General features: G+C 53.9%; 23 protein-coding genes and 1 tRNA gene. 14 read left to right on the forward strand and 10 right to left on the reverse strand.

Annotated features, from left to right (window positions below; genetic code table 11):
* Positions 1 to 100 precede the first annotated feature (100 nt).
* The 4 genes from DQG23_RS12830 to DQG23_RS12845 all read right to left on the reverse strand — a co-directional run bounded on the left by DQG23_RS12830 (position 101) and on the right by DQG23_RS12845 (position 3,992).
* A complete protein-coding gene (locus tag DQG23_RS12830; protein ID WP_113031249.1) occupies positions 101 to 1,084 on the reverse strand; it encodes a FecCD family ABC transporter permease in 984 nt (327 codons plus the stop codon).
* Positions 1,081 to 2,103 carry a FecCD family ABC transporter permease gene (locus tag DQG23_RS12835; protein WP_113031250.1) on the reverse strand — a complete coding sequence of 341 codons (1,023 nt, stop codon included), beginning with the start codon at positions 2,101 to 2,103 and terminating at the stop codon, positions 1,081 to 1,083. Before DQG23_RS12835 ends, DQG23_RS12830 begins: the two co-directional genes overlap by 4 nt.
* Positions 2,104 to 2,105: 2 nt before the next feature.
* A complete protein-coding gene (locus tag DQG23_RS12840) occupies positions 2,106 to 3,086 on the reverse strand; it encodes an ABC transporter substrate-binding protein (protein ID WP_113031251.1) in 981 nt (326 codons plus the stop codon).
* A gap of 102 nt (positions 3,087 to 3,188) precedes the next feature.
* Positions 3,189 to 3,992, reverse strand: a complete 804-nt coding sequence (locus tag DQG23_RS12845) for a helix-turn-helix domain-containing protein (RefSeq protein ID WP_113031252.1) — start codon at positions 3,990 to 3,992, stop codon at positions 3,189 to 3,191.
* Positions 3,993 to 4,312: 320 nt separating this feature from the next.
* Between DQG23_RS12845 and DQG23_RS12850 the strand changes: the two genes are divergently transcribed.
* From DQG23_RS12850 to mraY, 6 genes are all read left to right on the forward strand, one after another.
* The gene (locus DQG23_RS12850; RefSeq protein ID WP_113031253.1) at positions 4,313 to 4,846 is read left to right on the forward strand and encodes a DUF2179 domain-containing protein; all 534 of its coding nucleotides are present in this window, start codon (positions 4,313 to 4,315) and stop codon (positions 4,844 to 4,846) included.
* 104 nt (positions 4,847 to 4,950) lie between these two features.
* Entirely contained in the window at positions 4,951 to 6,171 is a 1,221-nt protein-coding gene (locus DQG23_RS12855; protein WP_113031254.1) for a betaine/proline/choline family ABC transporter ATP-binding protein, read from the forward strand.
* Entirely contained in the window at positions 6,171 to 6,842 is a 672-nt protein-coding gene (locus DQG23_RS12860) for an ABC transporter permease (RefSeq protein ID WP_113031384.1), read from the forward strand. The genes DQG23_RS12855 and DQG23_RS12860 overlap by 1 nt, the downstream gene beginning before the upstream one ends.
* Positions 6,843 to 6,864: 22 nt before the next feature.
* Positions 6,865 to 7,761, forward strand: a complete 897-nt coding sequence (locus tag DQG23_RS12865) for a glycine betaine ABC transporter substrate-binding protein (RefSeq protein ID WP_113031255.1) — start codon at positions 6,865 to 6,867, stop codon at positions 7,759 to 7,761.
* A 12-nt stretch (positions 7,762 to 7,773) separates the two neighbouring features.
* A complete protein-coding gene (locus tag DQG23_RS12870; protein WP_113031256.1) occupies positions 7,774 to 8,403 on the forward strand; it encodes an ABC transporter permease in 630 nt (209 codons plus the stop codon).
* Positions 8,404 to 8,699: 296 nt separating this feature from the next.
* A complete protein-coding gene (gene mraY, locus DQG23_RS12875) occupies positions 8,700 to 9,653 on the forward strand; it encodes a phospho-N-acetylmuramoyl-pentapeptide-transferase (protein ID WP_113031257.1) in 954 nt (317 codons plus the stop codon).
* Between the two features lie 102 nt (positions 9,654 to 9,755).
* On the opposite strand, the gene DQG23_RS12880 is transcribed toward mraY, so the two are convergent.
* Entirely contained in the window at positions 9,756 to 10,220 is a 465-nt protein-coding gene (locus DQG23_RS12880) for a hypothetical protein (protein ID WP_113031258.1), read from the reverse strand.
* Positions 10,213 to 10,548 carry a hypothetical protein gene (locus DQG23_RS12885; RefSeq protein WP_113031259.1) on the reverse strand — a complete coding sequence of 112 codons (336 nt, stop codon included), beginning with the start codon at positions 10,546 to 10,548 and terminating at the stop codon, positions 10,213 to 10,215. The genes DQG23_RS12880 and DQG23_RS12885 overlap by 8 nt, the downstream gene beginning before the upstream one ends.
* Before the next feature lie 249 nt (positions 10,549 to 10,797).
* On the opposite strand from DQG23_RS12885, the gene mreB reads away from it, so the two are divergent.
* From mreB to DQG23_RS41800, 3 genes are all read left to right on the forward strand, one after another.
* Positions 10,798 to 11,799 (forward strand): rod shape-determining protein, encoded by a 1,002-nt coding sequence (gene mreB / locus DQG23_RS12890; protein ID WP_113031260.1) that lies wholly within the window; start codon positions 10,798 to 10,800, stop codon positions 11,797 to 11,799.
* 124 nt (positions 11,800 to 11,923) lie between these two features.
* Positions 11,924 to 12,316, forward strand: coding sequence for an MmcQ/YjbR family DNA-binding protein (locus DQG23_RS12895; RefSeq protein ID WP_113031261.1), 393 nt, complete (start codon positions 11,924 to 11,926; stop codon positions 12,314 to 12,316).
* A gap of 238 nt (positions 12,317 to 12,554) precedes the next feature.
* On the forward strand, positions 12,555 to 12,938 hold the full coding sequence (locus DQG23_RS41800; RefSeq protein WP_146762297.1) for a hypothetical protein: 384 nt from the start codon (positions 12,555 to 12,557) through the stop codon (positions 12,936 to 12,938).
* Between the two features lie 143 nt (positions 12,939 to 13,081).
* Here the strand turns inward: DQG23_RS41800 and DQG23_RS12900 are convergent, their stop codons facing one another.
* A complete protein-coding gene (locus tag DQG23_RS12900; protein WP_113031262.1) occupies positions 13,082 to 13,996 on the reverse strand; it encodes an AraC family transcriptional regulator in 915 nt (304 codons plus the stop codon).
* A gap of 179 nt (positions 13,997 to 14,175) precedes the next feature.
* On the opposite strand from DQG23_RS12900, the gene DQG23_RS12905 reads away from it, so the two are divergent.
* Together DQG23_RS12905 and DQG23_RS12910 are read left to right on the forward strand one after the other, a co-directional pair.
* Entirely contained in the window at positions 14,176 to 15,387 is a 1,212-nt protein-coding gene (locus DQG23_RS12905; RefSeq protein WP_113031263.1) for a DegT/DnrJ/EryC1/StrS family aminotransferase, read from the forward strand.
* A 61-nt stretch (positions 15,388 to 15,448) separates the two neighbouring features.
* Positions 15,449 to 16,759, forward strand: a complete 1,311-nt coding sequence (locus tag DQG23_RS12910; protein ID WP_113031264.1) for a neutral/alkaline non-lysosomal ceramidase N-terminal domain-containing protein — start codon at positions 15,449 to 15,451, stop codon at positions 16,757 to 16,759.
* Positions 16,760 to 16,811: 52 nt separating this feature from the next.
* On the opposite strand, the gene DQG23_RS12915 is transcribed toward DQG23_RS12910, so the two are convergent.
* Positions 16,812 to 17,606 (reverse strand): sugar phosphate isomerase/epimerase family protein, encoded by a 795-nt coding sequence (locus tag DQG23_RS12915; protein WP_113031265.1) that lies wholly within the window; start codon positions 17,604 to 17,606, stop codon positions 16,812 to 16,814.
* A 369-nt stretch (positions 17,607 to 17,975) separates the two neighbouring features.
* Between DQG23_RS12915 and DQG23_RS12920 the strand changes: the two genes are divergently transcribed.
* On the forward strand, positions 17,976 to 19,076 hold the full coding sequence (locus DQG23_RS12920) for a citrate synthase/methylcitrate synthase (protein ID WP_113031266.1): 1,101 nt from the start codon (positions 17,976 to 17,978) through the stop codon (positions 19,074 to 19,076).
* Positions 19,077 to 19,182: 106 nt separating this feature from the next.
* Here DQG23_RS12920 and gluQRS read toward each other — a convergent pair whose 3' ends face one another.
* Both gluQRS and DQG23_RS12930 read right to left on the reverse strand, forming a co-directional pair.
* On the reverse strand, positions 19,183 to 20,157 hold the full coding sequence (gluQRS, locus tag DQG23_RS12925) for a tRNA glutamyl-Q(34) synthetase GluQRS (protein ID WP_113031267.1): 975 nt from the start codon (positions 20,155 to 20,157) through the stop codon (positions 19,183 to 19,185).
* A gap of 104 nt (positions 20,158 to 20,261) precedes the next feature.
* A tRNA-Asp gene (locus tag DQG23_RS12930) sits at positions 20,262 to 20,338 on the reverse strand.
* A gap of 380 nt (positions 20,339 to 20,718) precedes the next feature.
* On the opposite strand from DQG23_RS12930, the gene DQG23_RS12935 reads away from it, so the two are divergent.
* Together DQG23_RS12935 and DQG23_RS12940 are read left to right on the forward strand one after the other, a co-directional pair.
* On the forward strand, positions 20,719 to 21,627 hold the full coding sequence (locus tag DQG23_RS12935; protein ID WP_158560440.1) for a type 2 periplasmic-binding domain-containing protein: 909 nt from the start codon (positions 20,719 to 20,721) through the stop codon (positions 21,625 to 21,627).
* Positions 21,628 to 21,737: 110 nt separating this feature from the next.
* Complete coding sequence (locus tag DQG23_RS12940) at positions 21,738 to 22,895, forward strand: Gfo/Idh/MocA family protein (RefSeq protein WP_158560441.1); 1,158 nt, start codon at positions 21,738 to 21,740, stop codon at positions 22,893 to 22,895.
* The last annotated feature ends 221 nt before the right edge of the window (positions 22,896 to 23,116 follow it).

A 23,116-nucleotide genomic window follows, 5' to 3' on the forward strand; every position in this document is an offset into this window, starting at 1 on the left:
TTTTTCTTTTATCTGTTACGAGACGACCGACGATTTCAATCGTAATCGCTTTTGAGGGAAATTACAATATGCGTGTTCGATCGAAGCTTTCCCGGTTTTATCAGCGAAGATTCCCCGTACGAGCTTTACGCAGCAAGTAAACGAAATACGGTGCGCCGATGATCGCCGTCATGATGCCGACCGGCACCTCGCGCGGAATGATGACGGTGCGTCCGAGACAATCGCCGAGCAGCATAAGATCGGCTCCGATCAGCGCGGCGAGCGGAATCAGCCACTGATGTCTGCTGCCGACGATGCTCCTTGCGATATGCGGAGCGATCAAGCCGACGAAGCCAATGGCGCCGACCGCCGATACGGAGATGCCTGCGAGCGCTACCGCCAGCAGGAGAAGCCAGAATCGCTCACGGACGATGTTCAAGCCCAGCGAAACGGCCGATTCATCCCCCAGCATAAAAACGTTCAGCTTCGCAAAGCAACCCCATGCGACGGGCAGCAGGACGGCGATCCAAGGCAGGAGGGAAAAAACTTCTCTCCATCCCCGGCTCCAAAGGCTGCCCGATAACCATAGCAGCGCCATGTTGATGTTGGTCGGATTCGTAACGATCAGGTACTGCGTTCCTGCCTGAAAGACGGCGCCCATCGCGACGCCGACTAATGCAAGCGCCGCCGGACTTAACGTGAGCCTTCGACTGAGCAAAATTAAGATGAAAAAAGCCGCAAGCGCTCCGGCAAAGGCCGCAACAGGTATCGTGTACCCCGGCGCTTTGGGAAACAGAAAAATAACCGCCGCCGCAGCCAGCCCGGCTCCTTTCGTAATGCCGATTACGTCGGGGCTGGCGAGCGGATTACGCACCAGGCCCTGGAGTATGACGCCGCCGACGGCCAGGCCGAAGCCGGCCAAGACGGCTACGATGATCCGCGGCAAACGAACCTCGTGTACGATAAAGTAGGACGGACTGCTTTTATATAACAGACTTGGACCGATTTCATGCAAAGGGACCGAAACGGCGCCCACGCAAACCGATACGACGATCAGCACGATCATAACGGAGAAAGCGGCAATTATCGCGATCGGTTTTTTCATTGCTGCTTGGCACCGCCTTTCTTACGGGCCAAATAAATGAAGAACGGCCCGCCGATCGCGGCCGTCATGATCCCGACCGGCGATTCGAACGGGAATGCGATCATCCTGCTGAGCAGATCCGCATACACAAGCAGCACGCCGCCGAGCAGGCCGGTAAGCGGGATGAGAACGGTCAATCTGCTGCCGACCAGCGCCCGCGCTATATGAGGAACGATCAGGCAAACGAAGCCGATCGGACCGCAAATGGCTACGGAAGAGCCGGCCAGAATGATGACCAGCAGCAAGCTTACGGCTCTGACTATCGCGACCCGCTGGCCTAATCCCGCCGCAATCTCGTCATCGAGCAGAAGCAGGCGGAATGACGGGATCATGAAGACGAGAACGATCAGGCCGCCAATGAAAAACGGCAAGATCATCCGCACTTCCGGCCAGCCCGCCTGACTGACGGAGCCGACGAGCCAGAAGATCATGCTTTCCGTCGAATACTGGTTCATGATAATAATGCCTTCCGTCAAGGAAGACAGCAAAAAATGAACCGTAATGCCGGCGAGCGCCAGACGGACATATTGCTTGCCGCCTCCGCCGGTCAGTGACCAAACAAGCAAAGCTCCTCCCGCGGCTCCGACAAAAGCGAGCAGCATGGAGCCGAAAAGCGATAAATCCGCCAGCAGCAGGCCGAATACAACGGCCAGTGACGCGCCTGCATTAATGCCGAAAATATGCGGCGAAGCGAGCGGGTTTTTGGTTGCAAGCTGCGTCAGCAGCCCCGCCAGCGCAAGCAAAATGCCGACTATACACGCAGTCAAGGTGCGGGGGAGGCGCAGCGTTTGAATATACAAGTGTGTTTTATCTTGGGCTTGATAAGTTAACGCTTCGAACAAGGTGCGCCAGGAAACTTGGGCTTGTCCCCACTTTACGCTGATCAGCATACCGACGAGGAGCAGCGCGATCGAAACGGAAAAATGGAAGAGCAGAAGCCGTGTCCGGCTCTGCTTTTCCAAGGAAACGCGATGCTCCATATTTATTTTTCTCCCAGCTGCTTCACGATATCTTCGGCGATTTTCTCGGAGCCGAGCATGCCTCGCGAAAGCGACCAGTCGCGTCTTTCAACCGTAAACACTTTGTTGTTTGCGACCGCGTCGATTTTTTTCCACAACGGATTGCTTTCCCATTGATTTACGATTGTCACTTTCTCGGTAGGCATCAGGAACATCGCCTGCGGATTCGTTTCGACAAGCTGCTCCAATGTGAGCTCCGGGTATGCCGCATTGTTTTTGACGGGATCCTCGAAGCCGAGCATCTTCAGCATGGAGCCGGAGTAGGAATGGTCGGAATGTCCGAAAAATCCTTTCGGATTAACAACGGCCGGCAAAATCGTCAGCTTGGTGTTTTTGATTTTTTTCTTCGCTTCGTCCATTTTGGCTTGATGCTCCTGAAGACGCTTCGTACCGGCTTCTTCTTTGCCTGTCGCTTTGGCTACGATGGCGAAGTTTTTCAGCATTTGATCGTAGTCCGCTTGGAAGTCGTTCAGCACGAGAATCGGCGCGATCGATTTCAGCTGCGTCAGCGCATTCTTATGCTTATTAATATCTGCGATAATGAGATCGGGCTTCAGCGAGCTGATCAATTCGATATTCGGCTCGTAGCGGGATCCGACGGAGGTATAAGTTTTCAGCTGGCTTTTGACGGCGTCCATGAACAGATCTGGACTATTGTCATCCGCAATACCTATCGGCTGGACTCCAAGCGTAATCAGCATGTCGGTGAAGCTGAAATCCATCGTCACGATGCGTTCCGGCGCTTTATCGAGCGTGACGGTTCCGGTCGCATCCTCGACCGTTATTTTACCGCTTCCCGGCGAGGCGGAAAGCGACGCGGACGGCGACGCGCTGCCGGCGGCCGTACCCGCTCCTTTATCGGCCGACTGGCCGCAAGCGGCAAGACTTATGGCAAAAACGAGCATAATCAAAATGCTGAACGTACGTTTCATTCCTTGAAACATGTGATTTCTTCCCCCTGATAATAATAATTATTCTCAGTAGAATTTTAGCCGTATTTTTATTTGCGGAACATATCTAATTCAACGATTCGACATGTTATTTTTTTAGATTTTGGATAGGCTCCTCAAATAATCGGTAGGCGAGCAGCCGACTTCTTGCTTGAACACCCTGCTGAAATGAAAATAGTCCGCGAATCCGGCTCTTTGCGCGATATCCTTGGCGGGCAGCGCGGTTTGCCTGAACATCTCCTTGGCCTTATCGATCCGGATTCCGCGCAAATAGCGGGTCAGCGTCGCTCCGGTCAGCTGCTTGAACAGAACGGTGTAATGTCCCTCGCTCATACCGGCCCGCTGAGCCAGCATCGGAAGGGTCAGCTTCAGCATGTAATGCTCTTGGATATAGGAGACGGTTTCCTCAATCGAAGCGGCGGAAGACTTGTCCACTTGCGTCATCTGCGTTTCGTACAGAAAGATGAACAAGATTCTTTCCATGATCATCCGCTTCCTGACTTGCTGTGCGGCCTCTTCTTCTGCGGTATAAGTATCGATTTCCAAAGTCGTGCGCACAAGCTCGTCCAGCATGTATTTGATTTTCACCTCGCTGTGGGTGCGAAGAGGACCGAATAACGTCCAAATGCTGTTCTCCGGAAGCACGCGGTAGGCGAGAACGATATATTCGGCGTCCTTCGTTCTCGGAACGAGAATTTCGAAAGGACCGTGCTGCGGATGGCAGGCGAACGCTTGCGTCACGACGACAGGCTCAAGCTCCGGCGTTGAGACGGTAACATGGCCTTGGAGGACGACGATCAGCACATGGCGGCTCGCGTTATAATCGATAGTTTGCGATATGCGGCTGGATTCGATCTGCTCGAAGACCGGAATCATAGCGGCGAACTGTTGAAAATTCATGGCGGGGTTTGTCCTTTCCTTCCCGTTAAGCTCTCAACGAACCTTCCAGGTGCCGATAGGTCGTCTTTTTGAACATGAACACATAGTAGAAATTTACCTATTAATGTCCGAGTTTTCAAGGGGAATCTGCTGGATATTTTGGCGGCTGCCCGTGCCTGGCTTTTTGTAAGGGATTCCATGCTCTTGGCTGCCTTTCGATAAGGAGGCTAAGGAATAGCAAATGAAGAGATAGGGAAATATGTCGAATAAAATCGGGGATTAAGCGATCGGCAAAATGCTACGGCCTATGCCTGGCATTTGCGGCGGGAGGACTAATCGGCATGAACGGACTGGAGACCGTCCTGACCATCATCGTGATGAACATCGTGTACGTATCGCTTTTTACGATCCGCATCATACTGGTGATGAAATCGAGAAGGCTGCTCGCTTCCTTCATCAGCATGTTCGAGGTTTTCGCCTATTTGATGGGTTTGAATATCGTACTGAGCAATATCGACAAGCCGTTGAATTTGGCGGCGTATTGCGTTGGCTGGGGGGGAGGCGTTTGGCTCGGCATCAAAATAGAGGAATGGCTCGCGCTCGGCTACTCGACATTGCAGATCGTCGTCGAATCGGACGGAAGCAGTTCATTGCCCGCCCTATTAAGGGAGCGAGGGTTTGGGGTGACGAATTGGCTGGCGGAGGGGAGAGACGGGCCTCGCCTAGTTATGGAGGTGCTGACCAAGCGCAGTTTGGAAAAACATCTCCTGAAGCTGATTCAAGAGATTGCACCTAGAGCTTTCGTCATCTCGTATGAACCGCGTGCTTTTCGCGGCGGCTTTTGGACCAAGCGGCTAAAGCAAGATCAACGTTGATCATCGATACGGGCATGCAAAAACACGCTTATCCGGCATGATTGCGTTTCGATTCGGACAGTCTAAGAAGAGGAAGAAGCAGGGATTCGTAAGGGGCTGAAATCATGATTCGTTTCGAGCATGTCAATAAAACATATGACGACGGATTTGAAGCGCTGAAGGACATCAATCTCGAGTTTGCCAAAGGGGAATTGACCGTCCTCATCGGACCGAGCGGCTGCGGAAAATCGACCTTGATGAAGCATATCAACCGGCTGATTAATCCGACCAAAGGGAAAATTTTCGTCGGAAACCGCGATATTTCCCAGATCGATCCGGTCGCGCTTAGAAGAAGCATCGGGTATGTCATTCAAAATGTCGGCTTGTTCCCGCATATGTCGATCGCCAAAAACGTCGCCGTCGTCCCGAATTTGCTTAAGAGGGACAAGGCTGAGACCGAGCGGAAGGTCGACGAGCTTTTGCATATGGTGAATCTCGATCCGGAGATTTACCGGAGCCGTTATCCGTCCGAATTAAGCGGCGGCCAGCAGCAGCGGGTCGGCGTCATTCGGGCGCTTGCGGCGGAGCCGGACGTCATCTTGTTCGACGAGCCGTTCAGCGCGCTCGATCCGATCAGCAGGGAGCAGCTCCAGGACGAGCTGGTCCGGCTGCAGCAGGAGCTGAAGAAAACGATCGTTTTCGTTACGCACGACATGGACGAAGCGATAAAAATAGCCGATACGATCGTCCTGATGAAGAGCGGCGAAGTGGTGCAGAAGGGGACGCCCGAGCATATTTTACGGCATCCCGCCAATGAATTCGTGAGAAGCTTTATCGGCAAAAAACGGCTGCAGGCGGAAACGGTGGATCTCGACCTCACGGTGGACGAAGTCATGTCCGTGCATCCCGTAACCGCTTCGCCGAACCGCGGCATGGCGGAAGCCGTCATGTTTATGGAGAGGCATCGCGTCGACTCGTTAATTGTCGTGGGCAAAAATAAGGAGCTGCTCGGACATGCTTCCATTTTTCGCGTGCTGAACCGGTACAGTGAGGAAAATATTAAGCTTGCGGACGTGATGCAGCCGTTTGCGCATGTCGTCGAATCCGGATCGTCGATGGCGCTTGCGCTTGCACTGATGAACGAGCATCGTTTGCCGTACGTGCCGGTCGTCCGCGGCGGACAACTCGTAGGATTGGTTACCAAAGGCAGCGTGGTGCGGCATTTGGCCGACGTATACAATCCGGAGGAGAAAAGCTTGGAGGAGCTCGAGGAAGCGGAAAAAGCGAAGGAGCAAGAGGCGGCTGAAGAAGAAACGCAAGCTTGGCAGGAAGGTGGACATGCATGATGGAGTGGTGGATCGGCTATGTGGATTACATCCAAAGCAAGCAGTCCGAAATATGGTCCGCACTGGGCGAGCATATTACGATTTCTTTCTTATCGATTCTGTTTGGCGCGGTCGTGGCGATTCCGATCGGCATAATGCTGGCCGGCAGCCGCAAGGGATGGTTGAACAGTGCGGTCTTCACCATAGCCAACATTTTGCAGACCGTACCCAGTCTCGCTCTGCTGGCCATCTTGATTCCGCTGCTCGGAATCGGCCGGACGCCCGCGATATTCGCCTTGTTTTTGTATTCGCTCATGCCGATCATGCGGAACACTTACTCGGGATTTCGCAGCGTCGATCCGAACGTGCTGGAAGCCGCACGCGGAATGGGATACGGCAGAGCGCAGAGGCTGCTGCAAATCCAGCTTCCGCTTGCTTTTCCCTACATCATGTCCGGCATTCGGGTAACCACGGTGTATATTATCAGCTGGGCGACGCTTGCGACCCTTATAGGTGCAGGAGGGCTCGGGCAGCTAATTTTTTCCGGGCTGGGGGTAAACAAGAAAGAGCTGATCGTTACCGGAGCTTGCTTGGCCGTGCTTTTGGCGCTCGCTGCGGATTTCATACTGGGAGCGGGCGAGAAATGGGTAACGGCCAAAACAAGAACCGCGCCGGCATCCAATACGGTGTAGTCGCCGGACGGAGGGATAGCCAATGAGAAATCGAATACGCCTGATCGCGCCGGCGATTGCTGCCGTAATCTTGGCTGCTGCATTGTCCGGCTGCGGCGCGGGCAATACGATACGGATCGGCACACAAACCTTTTCCGAGCCGAAAATCATCGCCCACATGTATCGTGCACTTATCGAAGACCGTACCGATCTCAAGGTCAAGGTTATGCCGGATCTTGCGGCAAGTCCCGTCGTGCTTGATGCGATGAAGAACAACGATATCCAGATGGCGACCTTGTACTCGGGCATGCTTTTCGACAACTATTTTCCTTTCGAACCTACGAAGGACCGCCGCAAGGTGCTGGAGCAAGCGCAGACGGGCTTCGACAAGTTTTTCGGTTTAAAGTGGTTCGATTCGTTCGGATTCGAAAACACGTATGCTTTTACGGTGCGCAAGGATTTGGCGGAGCAGCATCGTTTGGAGAAAATTTCGGATGTGAAGCCATTGGCCGGCTCGATGAAGCTGGGGATGGATACGACGTGGCTCGTGCGGGAAAGCGACGGGTATCCGGCCTTCCAGAAGGCGTACGGCATTACGTTCGGCCAGACGTTCCCGATGGAGATCGCGCTCGTCTACAACGCCGTCGCAAGCAAAAGCATGGATATTGTGCTGGCCTATTCGACGGATGCGCGGCTCAAAGAATACGAGCTTACAACGCTCCAGGACGACAAGCAGTTTTTCCCGCCTTACGACGCCTCGCCTGTGATCCGCAAGGACGTGCTCGAGAAATATCCCGAATTAAACGAAATCATCGGCCTACTCGTCGGCAAGATCGATGCGCAAACGATGATCGAGCTGAACTACGAAGTAGACGTTAACAAACGGAACGAGAAAAAAGTCGCGGAGCAGTATCTCAAAAAAATCGGGCTGCTGCAGTAAAGGAGGGATCCCATGGATTTGTTCCTGCGTTATGTCGGCGAGAATTGGACCGATCTGCTCGTACTGACCTTTCAGCATATATCGATGGTGGTGATCGGTCTTCTGCTGGCCTTGGCGGTCGGGATTCCGCTAGGCGTTTTGGCGTCGCGGAGCCGCAGGCTTGCGCCTGTCATTCTTACCGCGGCCAACGTCATTCAGGTGTTTCCAAGTTTGGCGCTGCTCGTGCTCATCATGGTCGTCTTCGGCCTGGGAACCACGACCGTAGTTATCGGGTTGTTCTTGTACTCCTTGCTGCCAATCATCCGCAATACGTATGTAGGGCTGACGCAGGTTAATCCTGCTCTCGTGGAAGCGGGGCGGGGAGTAGGCATGAGCCCGCTGCAAATGATGGTCCAGGTGCAGCTTCCGCTTGCTTTGCCTTTTATGCTGACGGGTATTCGAATTGCGGCGGTCATCGCCATCGGCGTCGCGACGATTGCGCCTTTAGTCGGGGGAGACGGCCTGGGGCGGGAAATTTATTCGGGCATTAACATGAATAATTCCGCCCGTCTGTATGCGGGAGCCATTCCGGCGGCGCTGCTGGCGCTGTTGGCCGATTTGGCCTTGGAACGGCTTCAGCGGGCCGCGAAGATCGGGAAATGACTCGAAAATCGAACGGATCGCTCATGCTTTTATTAGGGAATGATTAGGATATTATCAGGTTTGCCGCCTCTTTGTTGTGTTATTCTTTATTAGGAGCGTCTGCCATGGTGAGGGAATAGCGAATGGGAAGTAACGAAGCCTCCGGCTGTCCAATTTCGGGGGCTTGCCGCGCGCCATGGAAAATGAGAGGCATATTTGTCCTTCCTATTGTCGTATACTAGCATAGGCCTCCGACGTCGTTTACTAGGTTATAAATGACGGTTTTCGCACAAACCATTTCGGAATAAGGGGATATTATGCTCGATTCTATATTCGGCATTTCGATGTTTTCTTTTTTGATCGTCGCGCTGCTGACGCCGTTTTTGATTTGGGGCTTGCGGACGCTAAAGCTCACGCAGCCGATACGGGTAGAGATGTACGCCGATATTCAGGCCAAAAAAGGGACGCCGCTGATGGCGGGGCTTGTCCTGTTTACCGGAGTCGGCACGACGCTGACGGCTCATCCGAGTCCGATGACCGTGTTCCTGTGCGCTGCGTTTTTGCTTTTCGGCGCGGTTGGTTTTATGGACGATTTCAAGAAGGCGGCCTACCAGGATCCGAACGGGATCGCCAGCCGCACGAAGCTGCTGCTTCAGTTTCCGATAACCGGACTTCTGCTGTACGTTTTGTTCGAGGCGTTTGATTTAAGCGCTGATATATCGGTAATCGGCGATTTGCACATCCCGCTTTTTCCGATCGTCTATTTTATCGTGATGACGCTGTTTATCGTAGGCACCGCCAACGCGATCAATTTTACCGACGGTTTGGACGGCTTGCTCATCAATGTTGCGATTCCGAGCTATATGTTTTTCTTCGTCATTTCCGAATCGGTGGAAGTGAAAACCTTCTCGCTTGTCATGGTCGCTTGCCTGCTCGGCTTATTCATTTACAATATTCATCCCGCACGCGCTTTCATGGGGGATACCGGCTCGCTTGCGATCGGCGGCTCGCTGTCATTTCTCGCCATTATCGAGAAGGTGGAAATCTTGATTCCGATATTGTTTTCGGTGTACTTGGCGGAGCAGCTGTCCGTCATGCTTCAGGTGTGGTATTACAAAAAGACGAAGCTGCGCATTTTCAAAATGGCGCCGATCCATTATCACTTCATTTTGAAATACGGCTGGAGCGAAAATAAGCTTGTCGTCATTTTCGGCTTCGTTTCCTGGGCTTCCGCGTTAATCAGCTGGCTGCTTTGGAAGTTCTTGCTGTAAGGTTGTTATACATAAGTTATCGTGCATAAGGTCTGCGTTACCCAATAAAAAGGAGCTAAGCGAACGAATCGCTTGGCTCCTTTGTGTCTATTAGAACGTTTATTACCAGCTCGGAATAATTTTGATTTCGGTGAACATTTGCGGAAGCGCCGAATAGCTCCGGTTAAACGTAAAGATGCGTTTGATTTGATGCGTAATCATCACGACCGCCGTCATCGCTTCGCTTAGCGAAAACTCGAACTGCGGACAGTCGATCAGAAGCTGTCTAGATTCCTTCTCGGTCGTCGAGGAGCCCGGAATGATCATCAGCTTGTCCAAAGCTACGGCTTTGTCGATCGTATTGATGAAAAATTCCGCCTCGGTGTAGCTGCTCGCTTTTTTCAACCATTGATGCGTATCGAATATGACGACGTTCGTCGTGACCAGAAGGCGCTCCATATCGTCCAATTCGTGGAACACGCTGCGTGCCTTCAAGTAATTCGGATCCTCCGGATTCATGAATGCCTTCAGTGCGGTTTCGTCCAAAAAAACGGCTTGATGAAAAGCGTCGTTAAGCATGTCATTCATATCTATAGTCACCATCGTTCATATTGTTTTTGCTGCCGATTAAGGCGTCGAGATGGAAGATCGGATTTTTGTCCAATCGCTCGATCGTCGAGCGTCCCTGATATTGGTTCGGCCTTCCGGCAATGTATTGCTCCAAGGCGTGGTTGACGATCGCATCGACGGAAACGCCGTGCTGATCCGCCAGACGGACGCACTGTTCGTATGTATCCGGCTCGAGCTGGACGCCGTAATCTTGCTCCGACTTGTCGTTCCTATCGGAAATCAACTTGCTGACGGATTTCTCCCATTGCTTCCATTTGGTGCGGATGATCGAATCGGATGCTTTCAAGGCTGCATTCACCCTCTTTCAAAGCTTATTTTATAAATCCCGATATTCTTGAGGGATAGGACGAATAGTATAACATTCGAAGGAGTAGGCCTTTTTCAGTGGGCATCGATCGAAAAATGTCGGTTTTTGCGTAAAAGTTGAGAAAAAAGAAGAATTTGGTAGCGTTTATGCCCCCAGAAAAGGGAGGCCGGCTGAGAATTAGTATACGTAAGCGTGTCAGTAAACCGTTTACGAAAGGGGAACGACTTTATGTTTAAAGGATTCGATCAGCTTTTCGGCGTCGATTTGGGTACGTCGAATACACTAATATACCAGGCAGGCAAAGGAATCGTACTTCAGGAGCCGTCCGTCGTAGCCATACATACGGAAACCGGCAAAATCGCCGCAATCGGTACGGAGGCGGAGGCGATGATCGGCAGGACGCCGGGCAGCTTGGAGGTCGTTCATCCGCTGAAGGACGGGGTAATCGCAAATTTCGACGTCACCTCGGCGATGCTGAAGCATTTTATCGGCAAAATACAAGCGTCCAGACTATTTTTTCGCGGGACACAAATTTGTATCGCCGTTCCATGCGGGATTACGAACGTGCAGCGCCGCGCGGTAGAGGAGACGGTTATTCACAAAGGGGCGCGCAAAGCGATCGTCATCGACGAGCCGTTGGCCGCCGCTTGGGGGGCGGGATTGCCGGTAAACGAACCAACGGGCAGCATGATTCTCGACATCGGCGGAGGGACGAGTCAGGTAGCGGTCATTTCGCTCGGCGGTATTGTCGTCAGCCATGCGGTACGCAGAGGCGGCATGTCGATCGATCAGGATATTATCGAATATGTGAAAAAGGCGTACAGTCTGGAAATCGGTCAGCGGACCGCAGAGGATATCAAAGTTAAAATCGCATCCGCCGTTCTGCCCGAGCAAGACTTGCGGATCGACGTGAAGGGGCGCGATTTGGTGCAAGGCCTTCCTCGCAGCATTTCGCTTTGCGCCGACGAAATATTCGAGCTGCTCGAGCCGTTCCTGACTTCGATCACGGAATCGATTCGCATTACGCTGGAAAAATGTCCGCCCGAGCTGGCGGGGGATCTTATCGAGCGAGGCATCACGCTTTGCGGAGGCGGAGCTTTGCTTCAGGGGCTCAGCCAACGGCTGCAAATGGATACGGGCGTTCCGTTCCACCTGCCTGAGCTGCCGCTTGAATGCACCGTGCTCGGCGTCGGCAAAATGCTCGGCGGAAAAATTCGCTCCGCCTCCTAGCCGTGAGCTGAGGGAGCGTTATCGTGCCTTGCTTCGTTCATGAAATAATACGCATATATGGAGGAATATGGATCATATTCGTCGAATGCATATTGGAACGAATGAAGCGGGAGGTACTTGAGCGATGAGCCACGATTTTAACCTGCAATCGGAATCCGGATTGGACATGCTTTGCCGCGTCAGGGAAATTATCGCGCGTTTGCCCGAAGCGGTAGAAGTTATCGACGGCTTCGGGCACACCTCGTTTCGCGTAAACGGCAAAACATTTGTCATTCTGGGCGAGAGCGAACAAGGCGATGCGTCGATTTCGATCAAGACGGCGAAGACGACGCAGCAATTTTTGCTGCTGCAGGAAGGGAAGTTTTTCAAGACGCCGTATATCGGGCAGCACGGATGGGTATCGCTGCGTTATGCCGAGGAGGACGATTGGCGCGAGTTGGGGGAGCTGATCCGCGAAGGATACGGCTTGAGCGCGCCAAAGCGGCTTTTAAAATTGCTGGCGACCATTGACGGATAACATAATAAACAAAGAGAAATCGCCGTGCAGATGCGCGGCGATTTTTTTTGAAGATTGATAGGGTGTTGGGGGATGCCATGCTTGTCACACCAGAGAGTATGTCCTGTAAACACGTCGGTCTGGTGAAGGTCCGTAAAGCCTTTTTTCGAAAATGCGCGATCACCGAGGAGCTTTCATCGCAGCCTGTGACCGAGGGGCATGAACGTTTATCCTTACGCTGCCAATAAGTCTCCCCGATATGCTGGAGTCCGAAAACGCCCGCTTGGAGCAAGGAATTGAGGCTCGCGTTACGCTGGAGTCCGATTTTACCGGCTTGGAGAACGGATTCATAGATGTCCCGAGCAAAATACCCGCTGCAAGCAGGCGTTTTCGGACTACAGGAGGGGAAAGGCAGCCGTTAGCCGCTGCAAGCAGGCGTTTTCGGACTACAGGAGGGGAAAGGCAGCCGTTAGCCGCTGCAAGCAGGCGTTTTCGGACTACAGGTAGGGAAAGCAAGCCGTTAGCCGCTGCAAGCAGGCGTTTTCGGACTACAGGTGTGGAAATGAAGCCGTACTCGAATTCAAATGGGCTAAATCGGACTGCAGCGCATACAAGCGGCGAGCGAGGATCGGCAATCGGGTAGGAATACCGGCTGAAAGCCCATACCAACTCCCTCCCACACGTATAAACGTGGAGCTACGCACCAAAGGACCGTCCGTGATTTTCGAACGGTCCTTTGGTGCGTTTAAGGAAAATCGCCCATCTGAAATATGACACATGAATGAGTTACCGCATAAAGACTTTTCCTAACTCGCCCGATGAAGCGTGGGATTGACGGTATGCCGATGGCGACATGTTTTTGGAAGACTTGAATACGCGTGTGAAGGTGCGTACATGCTCGAAGCCGACCTCGACGGAAATATCCGTTACGCTCATCGCCGTAGTGACGAGCAGCGAGCATGCTCTCGTAATGCGCAGCGCATGCACGTATTCGACAAAGCTTTTTCCGGTATGCTTCCGAAAGGAGCGGCAAATATGGGAAACGCTTTGGTTAAACGCCGAGGAAAGCTCTTGAAGCGTGAGTATGCCGCAATAATGGAGGTGGACATAACGCAGTATTTTCCAGAACGGATCCGGATACCGGCCGCCCCCGGAATCGCCGGTTTCGGAAGGCATCCGCTGCATGCCGTAACGGAGCACAAGCATGAGCGCCTCCATCAGCTTGGCGCGCACAATCGTATCCTTGCCGAACTCGGAGCCGTTATATTCGGTATGAAGCTCTTGCAGTAACGTTCGGATGCGTCCGAACTGATGCTCGTTCAAATCGAAATATGGCGGAAGCGCATTTTCCTTGCTGAGCAGCAGCCTGCTAAGCTCGGAGTCGTATTCGGAGCCGGACAATACGCTGATATCAAACATGCAGCAGTAAACCTCCAGGGGATCCGAGGCCGAGCTGCGAATTTCGTGCATATGATGCGGAAGCAGGAGCGAGACGGAGCCCTCCCGAATATCGTGCCGGCTCCCGTTAAGAAGCTCATACCCGCTGCCGCGAACCACAAGCATCAGCTCCGCAAAATCATGATGATGCAGCTCCGAGTGCCGGATGCGGTTGATATTGATATAAAACGGCAGCTGTCCTCTGCGCAAATCGACGGCGGCCGCAGCATCTTGATAAACAGGATAGACCGGATAATCGCTCATCGGAATCGCCCCTTAGCAAACTGAAATCGAGTCGACGGAAGTTATTAATGAATATGCGCCTAGGAACGAAAAACGTCAAGTCAATTAATGTCCTTGTACGCTCAATGGATGACCGATAACGCGGCTGCGAATCGTTTACGATGGGCTTGTAGGAATTCAGATTAGCGGGAGGAATGCCAATGAATAAGCTGGCGATCGACGGAGGGACGCCGGTTCGTACGGAGGCTTTCGCTGAATGGCCGGTTTTCGGCGAGCTGGAGGAGCGAATGGTGACGGAGGCGATACGTTCCGGCAAATGGGGCGGAAGCGGGGTTGTCAAAGGAAGCGGGCGGGAGCCGATGCTGCCGCTGTTCGAAAGGAAGTTTGCCGAGCTGCAGGATGCGGAATATGCGGTTAATGTAGTAAACGGGACGGTTGCGATAACGGTTGCTCTGCAGGCAGCCGGCGTTAAGCCGGGAGACGAGGTGATCGTACCCCCTTACACATTCATCGCGACGGCAACTGCGGCGCTTGCTTATGGAGCGATCCCCGTATTCGCCGATATCGAGGAGCATACGCTTATGCTTGATCCAGATAAGGCGGAGCAAGCGATTACGCCGCGGACGAAAGCGGTCATTCCGGTACATTTGGCGGGAGCGTCTGCGGACATGGACCGATTTACCGAGCTTGGTCGCAAATACGGACTGTCCGTCATCGAAGATGCGGCACAAGCGGCCGGCACAGCCTGGAAAGGAAAAGGCGTCGGCAGCCACGGCACAGCCGGCACATTCAGCTTTCAATCGAGCAAAAATTTGAACGCAGGCGAAGGCGGCATTTTATTGACCAACGACAGCGCAGTGTGGGAGCGAGCGTGGTCGATTTGCAACGTAGGTCGGGTGCCGGGCGGAGAATGGTACGGTCATAAGCATCTGGGACAAAATTATCGGATGACGGAGCTGCAGGCCGCTTTGCTGCTTGCGCAGATGACCAGGCTTGAGGAGCAGATGCAGACGAGGGAGCGGAACGCCGCTCTGCTAGACGGGCTGCTGGAGGAAGTGGAAGGGATCGTGCCGCCGTTCCGCGATGAGCGGGTAACGCGTCATGCCAATCATTTGTACATGTTCCGGATCGATCCCGCTTGGACGGACCGCGTTGCGAAGACGGACTTTATTCGCAAGCTGCAGGCCGAAGGCATTCCCGCAAGTGCCGGTTATTTTGCGCTCAACAGGAACGAGGCGATCATCGGGGCGATTCGGGAATGGACGGGGGCGGAGCGAATCGATGCTTGTCCGGTATGCGAGCGGGTGAGCGATAAGGAGGTCGTTTGGCTCGGACAGCAGGTGCTGCTCTCCGACGAGAAGGCGATCCGGGACGTGGCGCTTGCGGTTCGAAAAGTCATTTCCTCTTATTGAAAGAAACAGGCCCTTTTCGATTAGGATATGGATTTTAGTTTTACGTACGGGGAGAGAGACGATGGGACAACTGCAGCTAGGAACCGCCAAAATCGATATAACGCCGGCCAATCCGGTTCCCCTGGCGGGTTTCGCCTCCCGCAGCGGCTCCGGAAGCTTTGCTGCGGTGAAGCAGCCGCTTTTTGCAAGAATCATGGCCTTCCGTCATATCGATGACGATGGGCAAAGGACGACCGCCGTACTGGTTTCGGCGGATCTGATCTGGTGGGGGAGCGAACGGGTTCCCGCTTTAAAAAGACAGATTGCCGAAAAGTGGACTATACGTGAGGACGCGATCCTGCTCCATGCGACTCATACCCATTCGGGGCCGCAAACGAGCGAGTGGTTTTCCTCTTATTTGGGAGAACCCGACCTAGCTTATTTAGACTGGCTCGACGATTTAATCGCGGAAGGGATCGGCAAAGCGTTAAACGATGCGGAGCCGGTCTCGGCGGAGCATGGAAGCGGAACATGCGCGATCGCAATCAACCGCAGGGAAAGAACGATTAAACGAAGGTTGGCGCTTGCCGATCACGAGCTGATTGCCATACAGTATCGCAAGCCGGACGGCACCGTTAAGGCTGTGCTCGTTCATTATGCCTGTCATCCGGTTATATCGCGGGATAATGACGTTTCATCCGAGTTTACCGGCGCTGCCATGCAGCATGTGGAGGAAACGATTGGCGGCGGAGCGGTTGCGGCATACCTGCAAGGAACATGCGGCGACATTAACCCCGGCCGTGAAGGCAAAGTATGCAAAGGCGGCGACGGCAAGGTCAAAGCGCTAGGCCTGATGTTTGCAAGAGATGTTTTGCAGGTGCTCCGGGCGCCGATGAAGCCGCTGAAGGACGCTCCGTTGACCGCTCGCCTCGACATGCTGGACTTGGCTTTGCTGCCGCTTCCGAGCCGGGAAGAGCTTGAAGCCGGCCAAAACGAACAGACCGCGGAAGGGGAATGGAGCCGCAGACTGCTGGAGGAGCCCGGGCGTCTGCTGCGCGGCACGATTACCTTGGAGCTGACGAGGCTGCGGCTTGGGGACGGTATGGAGCTGCTTGGGATGAACGGCGAGATCGTCTCGGCTTACGGGATGTTCGTCAAAAAACTGACCAACGGCTGCATGCTTCCTCTCGGCTATACGAACGGGATGATCGGTTATGTGCCGACGGCCGCTCAGCTGGAGAAAGGCGGATACGAACCTGACGGCTCCAGAACTTATTTTTTGCTGCCCGCAAGGCTGGAGCCGGCTAACGAACGGTTGATTCTGGACCGGTTCGAGCGGATCGCCTCGGAGAGCGGGCTAGTGCGCGGCTTTGATAAGGCAGCCGTGGAGTAATCAGGTTTGCGGTCCTAAGTTTTGGATGAAGTAGCGGGAGCCTTGCTACTTCCTAAACGATGTTCGCCCGCACGTAGTTTGCCATCCATAAGCAGGTGTCCCACAGGTCGGCGACGGGCCGATTCGTGAACGGCAGCGTATGCATATAGCCGGGAGGGCCGAACTCGGGCGTCACCGTCGTATGGGTGAAGCCGCTGCGCCGGCGAAGCTCAACGATTTGACGCCACCATACCGTATGCGCGTCCAGCTCGCGCGCATACTCGGGTGCCGCCGGATGCGGTACCTGCGGCCCTTCCGCGTAGCCGACCCGCGCATGAACGTGCAGCGTCCGCTCGAAGGCTAGCTGCAGCGCTTCGGTCTGATCCTCCAGCAGCGATTCGCATACGCAGCACCAGTGGCTGAAATCCGCCGTGATTTTCAGCTCAGGCAAATCGCGCAGAAGCTGCGCGGTCGTCCAAGGCGTAAACATGGCGCGGCGGCGATGGGTTTCATGCCCGACGGGCACGCCGGCCGACCGCTCGGCTTCAAGCGCTTGCCGGAAAAAGTGCAGCTGCTCTTCATAAGGCATGCAATCGCGCGCGCTGTGCGAAATGACGAGCAGCGGCTTCAAGGCTGCTGCTCGCTCCAATCCGTGCGCGAACGTTTCGGCATGGCTGCCGGAAGACGAAATGAGCGCGATATAATCGAGCTTGTACTCGTCCAAAAGCTCCGCGAATTCCCCTTCATGCTCCGGCGCAGGCACACCCGACTCGACCCCGTCATAACCCGCCTCTGCGATTAAGGCGAAGCTCTCGCGATAGGAGAGCTCCTCCGTTCCCCATAATGATTTGAACATTTTGATTGTCATGGTTCGTATACTCCTTCCGGTGAATCCGTTCTTTTCTATAAATCTGAGAAAGTATATCTCCGGTGATTGTTCGATTTCCCGGTAAACGCGGTCCTTAAGCGTATGCTTACGAAGCCGCTTTCTTCGAAAGCGTTTAGGACGGCGAAGCCGTTTATCCTTGATCTCTCCTGGTTTTAACACACAGATGGATAGGACAATCGTAGCACAGGAAAGAGGGAGGTGTCATTTTCGATTTGTTTCATGTGATAGCTCGCAGCGTGATAAAATTAATTTATATGTTTGATATAAAACATAATATTTTATTTATCGAAAATAATTGGTATGATACTCCCATGAACGAGCAAAGACATTCGTGAGGAGGCGTTTGCATTGAAAGCGAAGGTTACGGGATTGGAAGGTATCGTTGCGGCGGATACGGAGATCGGTTATGTAAACGGAGCAGAGGGGAAGCTTGTGTATCGCGGATATTGGGCGAAGGATTTGGCGATTCGTCATACGTTCGAGGAAGCGGCTTATTTGTTATGGTACGGCGAGCTGCCGGACGATTCCGCTTTGCGGTCGCTCCGAGAGCAGCTTAAAGCGCACAGAATTTTACAGCCGGAGCTGAAAAGGCTGTTGGACGCAATGCCGAAGGGAACGCCGATGATGAATGTTTTGATGGCTGCGGTTGCGTCTCTCGCCGAAGAGGACTCGGAATGGCCGCCTAAAGCCGAACAGGCGATACGTTTGACGGCGCAACTGCCGGCGATCATCGCTTACCGTTACCGTAAGGTGAACGGATTGCCGTGGCTTGAGCCGAACGAGGACTGCGGTCATGCGGACTATTATTTGCAATTGCTGTTCGGACATCGCCCCGCCGAAGCGCATGTCCGGGCGTTAAACGCTTACATGATTCTCGCGATGGAGCATGGCTTGAATGCTTCCACCTTCGCGGCGAGGGTCGTATCCTCGACGGAATCGGATCTGTACGCTGCAGTTTGCGCAGCCATAGGAGCGATGAAAGGTCCGCTTCACGGTGGAGCGCCGTCCGGCGTCATCAAGCTTCTGGAGGATATCGGCGAGAAGGAGCGGGCGGAACCGCATATGCGCGGTAACTTAGAGAAAGGAGAGCGGCTGATGGGCTTCGGGCACCGGATTTACAAAACGCCGGATCCGCGGGCCGAAGCGCTTAGGGACGTAACCGCCGCGCTATCGGGCGACGACCCTTGGCTGGGACTCGCACGGCATGCCGAGCGGACGGCGATCCGTCTGCTTGCCGAGTACAAGCCGGAGCGGAAGCTGCATACGAATGTGGAGTTTTATGCCGCAGCCGTTATGCGCGCAGTCCAAATGCCGCCGCAGCTGTTTACGCCGACATTCACGGCGGCGCGCGTTGTAGGCTGGACCGCTCATATTTTGGAGCAAGCGCAAATCAACCGGATATACCGGCCGCAGTCGGTTTATGTGGGCGCGATGCCTGTCGAGGGCTGATGCGGAATCGGCCGTTCATTCGGATTACTCCAAAAATGCGTCAACCATACCCGCAGAGCGAGCGAAACGATGCCGATCCTGTACGATTCAGCCGGCGGCGCAAGCCTCATTCTCCAGCAAGCTCGCGCAGCATGTCCGGGCCGATCGTCACCGGCTCCCGTCCGAGCTTGTCCAGGTTAAAGCCGTCGACAAGCTCGGACGCCTTCACAGGCTCCGGCCGGTCAAGCAGCCCGCTGAGGAAGGCAAGCCAGCCGATTACCCGCTCGGGGGACGTTCCCGAAGCTCGTATGGCTGCGAGAGCCAGCGATTGATGACGCTTGGAAAGCCGCTGTTTATCCGGCGCATAAAGCAGCGGCACATGCGCAAAGCGGGGCGGCGTATAACCGAGCGCTTCATAGAGAAGCAGCTGTCTTGGGGTGGAATCGAGAAGATCCCGCCCGCGAAGGACGTCGGTTATGTTCATGGCGATGTCATCCACGACGACGGCCAGCTGGTAGCCGATGATGCCGTCGGTCCGTTTGACGATGAAGTCGCCTCCCGCGCCGGCTTCGAAACGGGTCGTACCGGCTGCAAGATCGTCGACAAGGATAGGACGGTTCGGCATAGCGAACCGCAGGGATGGCGCTCTGAGCGCCTTTTTGGCATAACGCTCGGCTTCCGATAAAAATCTGCAATCTCCCGTATAGGCGGGACCCTCCGCATCCAGACCGTGCGGCGCGCTGGCGATCGCCTGCAGCTGGGCGCGACTGCAGAAGCAGGAATACAGATGGCCGTGCTCGGAAAGCCTGGCTATCGCTTCATCGTACATGTAGGCGCGCTCGCTTTGGCTATACGGACCGTAATCGCCTCCGACGTCCGGTCCTTCGTCCCAGTCGAGACCGAGCCAGCGCACATCCTCCATAATTTGCCCGACGTACTCGGGGCGCGATCTCGGCTTGTCGATATCCTCAATGCGCAGAACCATTCGTCCGCCTGTGTGGCGAATTTGCAGCCATGCGAGCAGGGCGGTACGGGCATTGCCGATATGCAATTGTCCGGATGGAGTCGGAGCGAAGCGTCCGCGAACGACGTTTGTTTTCATGACATACAACCTCTTTCGAAAAGATGCGAGAGTCGTAAGTATGGAAAACGAGCAGGGACGATGTCCCTGCTCGAAAGTGTCAAGTTTGAAGTTCGTTTAAAGAATGGCGGAGCTGACGGGATTCGAACCCGCGGTCTCCTGCGTGACAGGCAGGCATGTTAGGCCTCTACACCACAGCTCCACAGTATGCAACTACTTAGTTAGCGTGTCATTCGATTCATTCCTCGTGGACACAAGAGCTATAATAGCATGTACCCAAATAATGTGCAAGCATTATTTGAAAAAAAGTTTTAGATTCCGAGTGTGAACTAACGATTGACAATGAAAAAACGGTTCCACTATTATTATGTTGAACAAAGTTCAGTATATTGAACTTGCTAAGCCTGTTCATCACGTTCTCCCGTCGTCTGGCGCGGCGATTGGCTTAAAAACGTCGGGATTGCCAAAACGCCGGAAACGCTCGAAGAATTCGAGCAGGCGATTTATAAGCTGGCGAATGAGGATCCGGACAAAAACGGCAAAAAGGATACGTACGGCTTCTCCGCATCGGCGCTGCCGATGGTGTACGGCGCATTTGGCTTTTTGCCAGACCGCTGGACCGAGAAGGATGGAAAGCTGGTGTACGGCGCCGTGCAGCCGGAAATCAAAGAAGCGCTTACCTTACTTAATAAGTGGTATAAAGACGGCGTCATCGATCCGGAATTTATTACAGGCGAGAACAACGGCGGGTATTGGGCTCTCTCGCATGCATTCATCAACGGCAGAATCGGCTTGACAGGCTTGGGCGTATTTTATCACTGGAAGCCTCTCTTGTTCGAGGGCGATACCGCTTCGCACGACTATGTGGAAATGAAAAAGGTGAATGCGGCTGCGGCCGACGCAATGACATACGGGATGCCGCCCAAAGGACCGGCAGGCAAAATGGGCGCTCCGCAAGGAAGCATGCTGAACGGCAATTTCGTCTCGTTCGGCAAGCAGCTGGAGAAGGAGCCCGAGAAGCTGGCTAAAGTGCTGGAAGTCATCGATACGATCAGCGCCTCTTCCTATGAGAATTATGTAACGGCGATGTTCGGCCTGGAAGGCGAAGATTGGACGTTTAACGAGGATAAAGCGCCTGTCCTGAAAAACAACCTGACGACGCAGGATTTGGAGAAAATGGGTGCGAACAACGTCATCGAATCGCTGGAGCTGCCTGAGTTTTCCTCCGTGTCGATGTCCAAACGGAATCAATGGGCGAAGGATAACGGCTATGAGAAGGGCGGCATCCGCAATCAGCTGCTGACCGCGCTCCCTTCCCAAGCCAAGTACCAAGCGGAGCTCCAGAAGCTGCAGGATCAGACGTTCATTTCGATCATTGCAGGCGACAAACCGTTGTCCGAATTCGACGAGTTCGTGAAAAAATGGAAAAGCGGCGGCGGCGAGCAAATGGAAAAAGAAGCGAATGAATGGTTTTCGAAGCTGAAAAAATAGTTTGATTTATGATAGGATAAGTCGTGGGAGTATCGATTGGATCGCCTGTGCTGCTCCAAGGATGCTCCCGCCCTTGTTTGACATAAGAAACCGGTCGGGAGATGAATCGAATGACGATCAAAGTAGGCATTGCCGGGGCTCGCGGTCTGAGCAATATCGAAGGCTTTCAGGCGATTCCGGATGTAGAAGTAGTCGCCTTGTGCGATTTGCACGAAGGGTTGTTGAAGGAGCAATCCGCTCGCTTCAATATTCCCCGGACTTACCGCATCTACGAGGACATGCTGGAATCCGATCTGGACGCCGTCGTCGTAGCTACGCCGATGCAAGTGCACTTTCAGCAGACGGTGCAAGCGCTTGAGGCGGGAAAACACGTCATGTCCGAGGTTACCGCCGGCGTGACGATGGACGAGCTGTGGTGGCTGAAGGAAGCGGCGGAGCGCAGCGGCAAGGTGTATATGATGGCCGAAAACTACTGTTATATCCCGCAAAATCAGCAAATTGCCGAGATGGTGCGCCAAGGGCTTTTCGGAGACATTTACTTCGGAGAAGGCGAGTATTTGCACGATATCAAGCATCTGGCAAGCGGTTACAATCGCCAAGTGCCGGGAGATCAAACAGGCGCTTCCAAAACGTCCTGGCGAAATTACTGGCAGCTGGGCAAGAGAGGCTCCTTTTACCCGACGCACAGTCTCGGACCAGTCATGCAATGGTTCGAAGGAGACCGGATCAAATCGGTGTCCACCTTCGGAACAGGATGGCATACCGCGCCGCAATTCCGGCAGGAAGATACCACAATTACGCTATGCCAGCTGGAAAGCGGCAAGCTGATCAAGCTTCGTCTCGATTGCATTTCGAACCGGCCTCATAATGCCGCTTATTATACGCTTCAAGGAACGAAGGGATGTTATGAAGCGCCCAGAGGGCTTGGCGACGAGCACAAAATTTATTTGAAGTCGGAAGGCGATCATTCGGACAGCGCTGCATGGCGCCCGCTTTCGGATTTCCGCGAGTATTTGCCCAAACGCTACAGAGAGGCGAGCGAGGAGCAAAAAAGCGCCGGTCACTACGGCGGCGATTTCTTCATCGTTCAGGATTTCATCGATGCGGTAAGGAACGGCACCAAGCCGCCTATCGACGTCTATGACGCATGCGAATGGACGGCGGTTGCGTTATTGTCGGAGCTTTCGGTCATGAACGGCGGAAGGCAGATGGAAATGCCGGATTTCCGCAAGGCGGGCGGGTATAAGGACCAAGTGATTAAATTATAAGTGCAGGCCGCAAATAACCGGTCTATTGTGTTCATGATCCAAAAGGCTGCCCCAGAACGCTACTCTCTGGTGTGGGGCTGTTTCAAAATATAAAAAAGCTTCCAAATCCACAGCGAAGGCGGGGATGGAAGCTTTTTTGTTTGCTAATTTAGCACGTTATGCGAAGCGCGAAACCGTGAAAACGAACCCTATTACCTGCAGATTTTCCATCTATTCGGTTC

Source organism: Paenibacillus contaminans (assembly GCF_003285015.1).
GTDB classification, from domain to species: domain Bacteria; phylum Bacillota; class Bacilli; order Paenibacillales; family NBRC-103111; genus Paenibacillus_V; species Paenibacillus_V contaminans.

Bases quoted from the DNA above. Each gene is read 5' to 3' on its own strand.
- DQG23_RS12830 (WP_113031249.1), bottom strand. From the start codon at position 1,084: ATGAAAAAACCGATCGCGATAATTGCCGCTTTCTCCGTTATGATCGTG.
- DQG23_RS12835 (WP_113031250.1), bottom strand. From the start codon at position 2,103: ATGGAGCATCGCGTTTCCTTGGAAAAGCAGAGCCGGACACGGCTTCTG.
- DQG23_RS12840 (WP_113031251.1), bottom strand. From the start codon at position 3,086: ATGTTTCAAGGAATGAAACGTACGTTCAGCATTTTGATTATGCTCGTT.
- DQG23_RS12845 (WP_113031252.1), bottom strand. From the start codon at position 3,992: ATGAATTTTCAACAGTTCGCCGCTATGATTCCGGTCTTCGAGCAGATC.
- DQG23_RS12850 (WP_113031253.1), top strand. From the start codon at position 4,313: ATGAACGGACTGGAGACCGTCCTGACCATCATCGTGATGAACATCGTG.
- DQG23_RS12855 (WP_113031254.1), top strand. From the start codon at position 4,951: ATGATTCGTTTCGAGCATGTCAATAAAACATATGACGACGGATTTGAA.
- DQG23_RS12860 (WP_113031384.1), top strand. From the start codon at position 6,171: ATGGAGTGGTGGATCGGCTATGTGGATTACATCCAAAGCAAGCAGTCC.
- DQG23_RS12865 (WP_113031255.1), top strand. From the start codon at position 6,865: ATGAGAAATCGAATACGCCTGATCGCGCCGGCGATTGCTGCCGTAATC.
- DQG23_RS12870 (WP_113031256.1), top strand. From the start codon at position 7,774: ATGGATTTGTTCCTGCGTTATGTCGGCGAGAATTGGACCGATCTGCTC.
- mraY (WP_113031257.1), top strand. From the start codon at position 8,700: ATGCTCGATTCTATATTCGGCATTTCGATGTTTTCTTTTTTGATCGTC.
- DQG23_RS12880 (WP_113031258.1), bottom strand. From the start codon at position 10,220: ATGAATGACATGCTTAACGACGCTTTTCATCAAGCCGTTTTTTTGGAC.
- mreB (WP_113031260.1), top strand. From the start codon at position 10,798: ATGTTTAAAGGATTCGATCAGCTTTTCGGCGTCGATTTGGGTACGTCG.
- DQG23_RS12895 (WP_113031261.1), top strand. From the start codon at position 11,924: ATGAGCCACGATTTTAACCTGCAATCGGAATCCGGATTGGACATGCTT.
- DQG23_RS41800 (WP_146762297.1), top strand. From the start codon at position 12,555: ATGCTGGAGTCCGAAAACGCCCGCTTGGAGCAAGGAATTGAGGCTCGC.
- DQG23_RS12900 (WP_113031262.1), bottom strand. From the start codon at position 13,996: ATGAGCGATTATCCGGTCTATCCTGTTTATCAAGATGCTGCGGCCGCC.
- DQG23_RS12905 (WP_113031263.1), top strand. From the start codon at position 14,176: ATGAATAAGCTGGCGATCGACGGAGGGACGCCGGTTCGTACGGAGGCT.
- DQG23_RS12910 (WP_113031264.1), top strand. From the start codon at position 15,449: ATGGGACAACTGCAGCTAGGAACCGCCAAAATCGATATAACGCCGGCC.
- DQG23_RS12915 (WP_113031265.1), bottom strand. From the start codon at position 17,606: ATGACAATCAAAATGTTCAAATCATTATGGGGAACGGAGGAGCTCTCC.
- gluQRS (WP_113031267.1), bottom strand. From the start codon at position 20,157: ATGAAAACAAACGTCGTTCGCGGACGCTTCGCTCCGACTCCATCCGGA.
- DQG23_RS12940 (WP_158560441.1), top strand. From the start codon at position 21,738: ATGACGATCAAAGTAGGCATTGCCGGGGCTCGCGGTCTGAGCAATATC.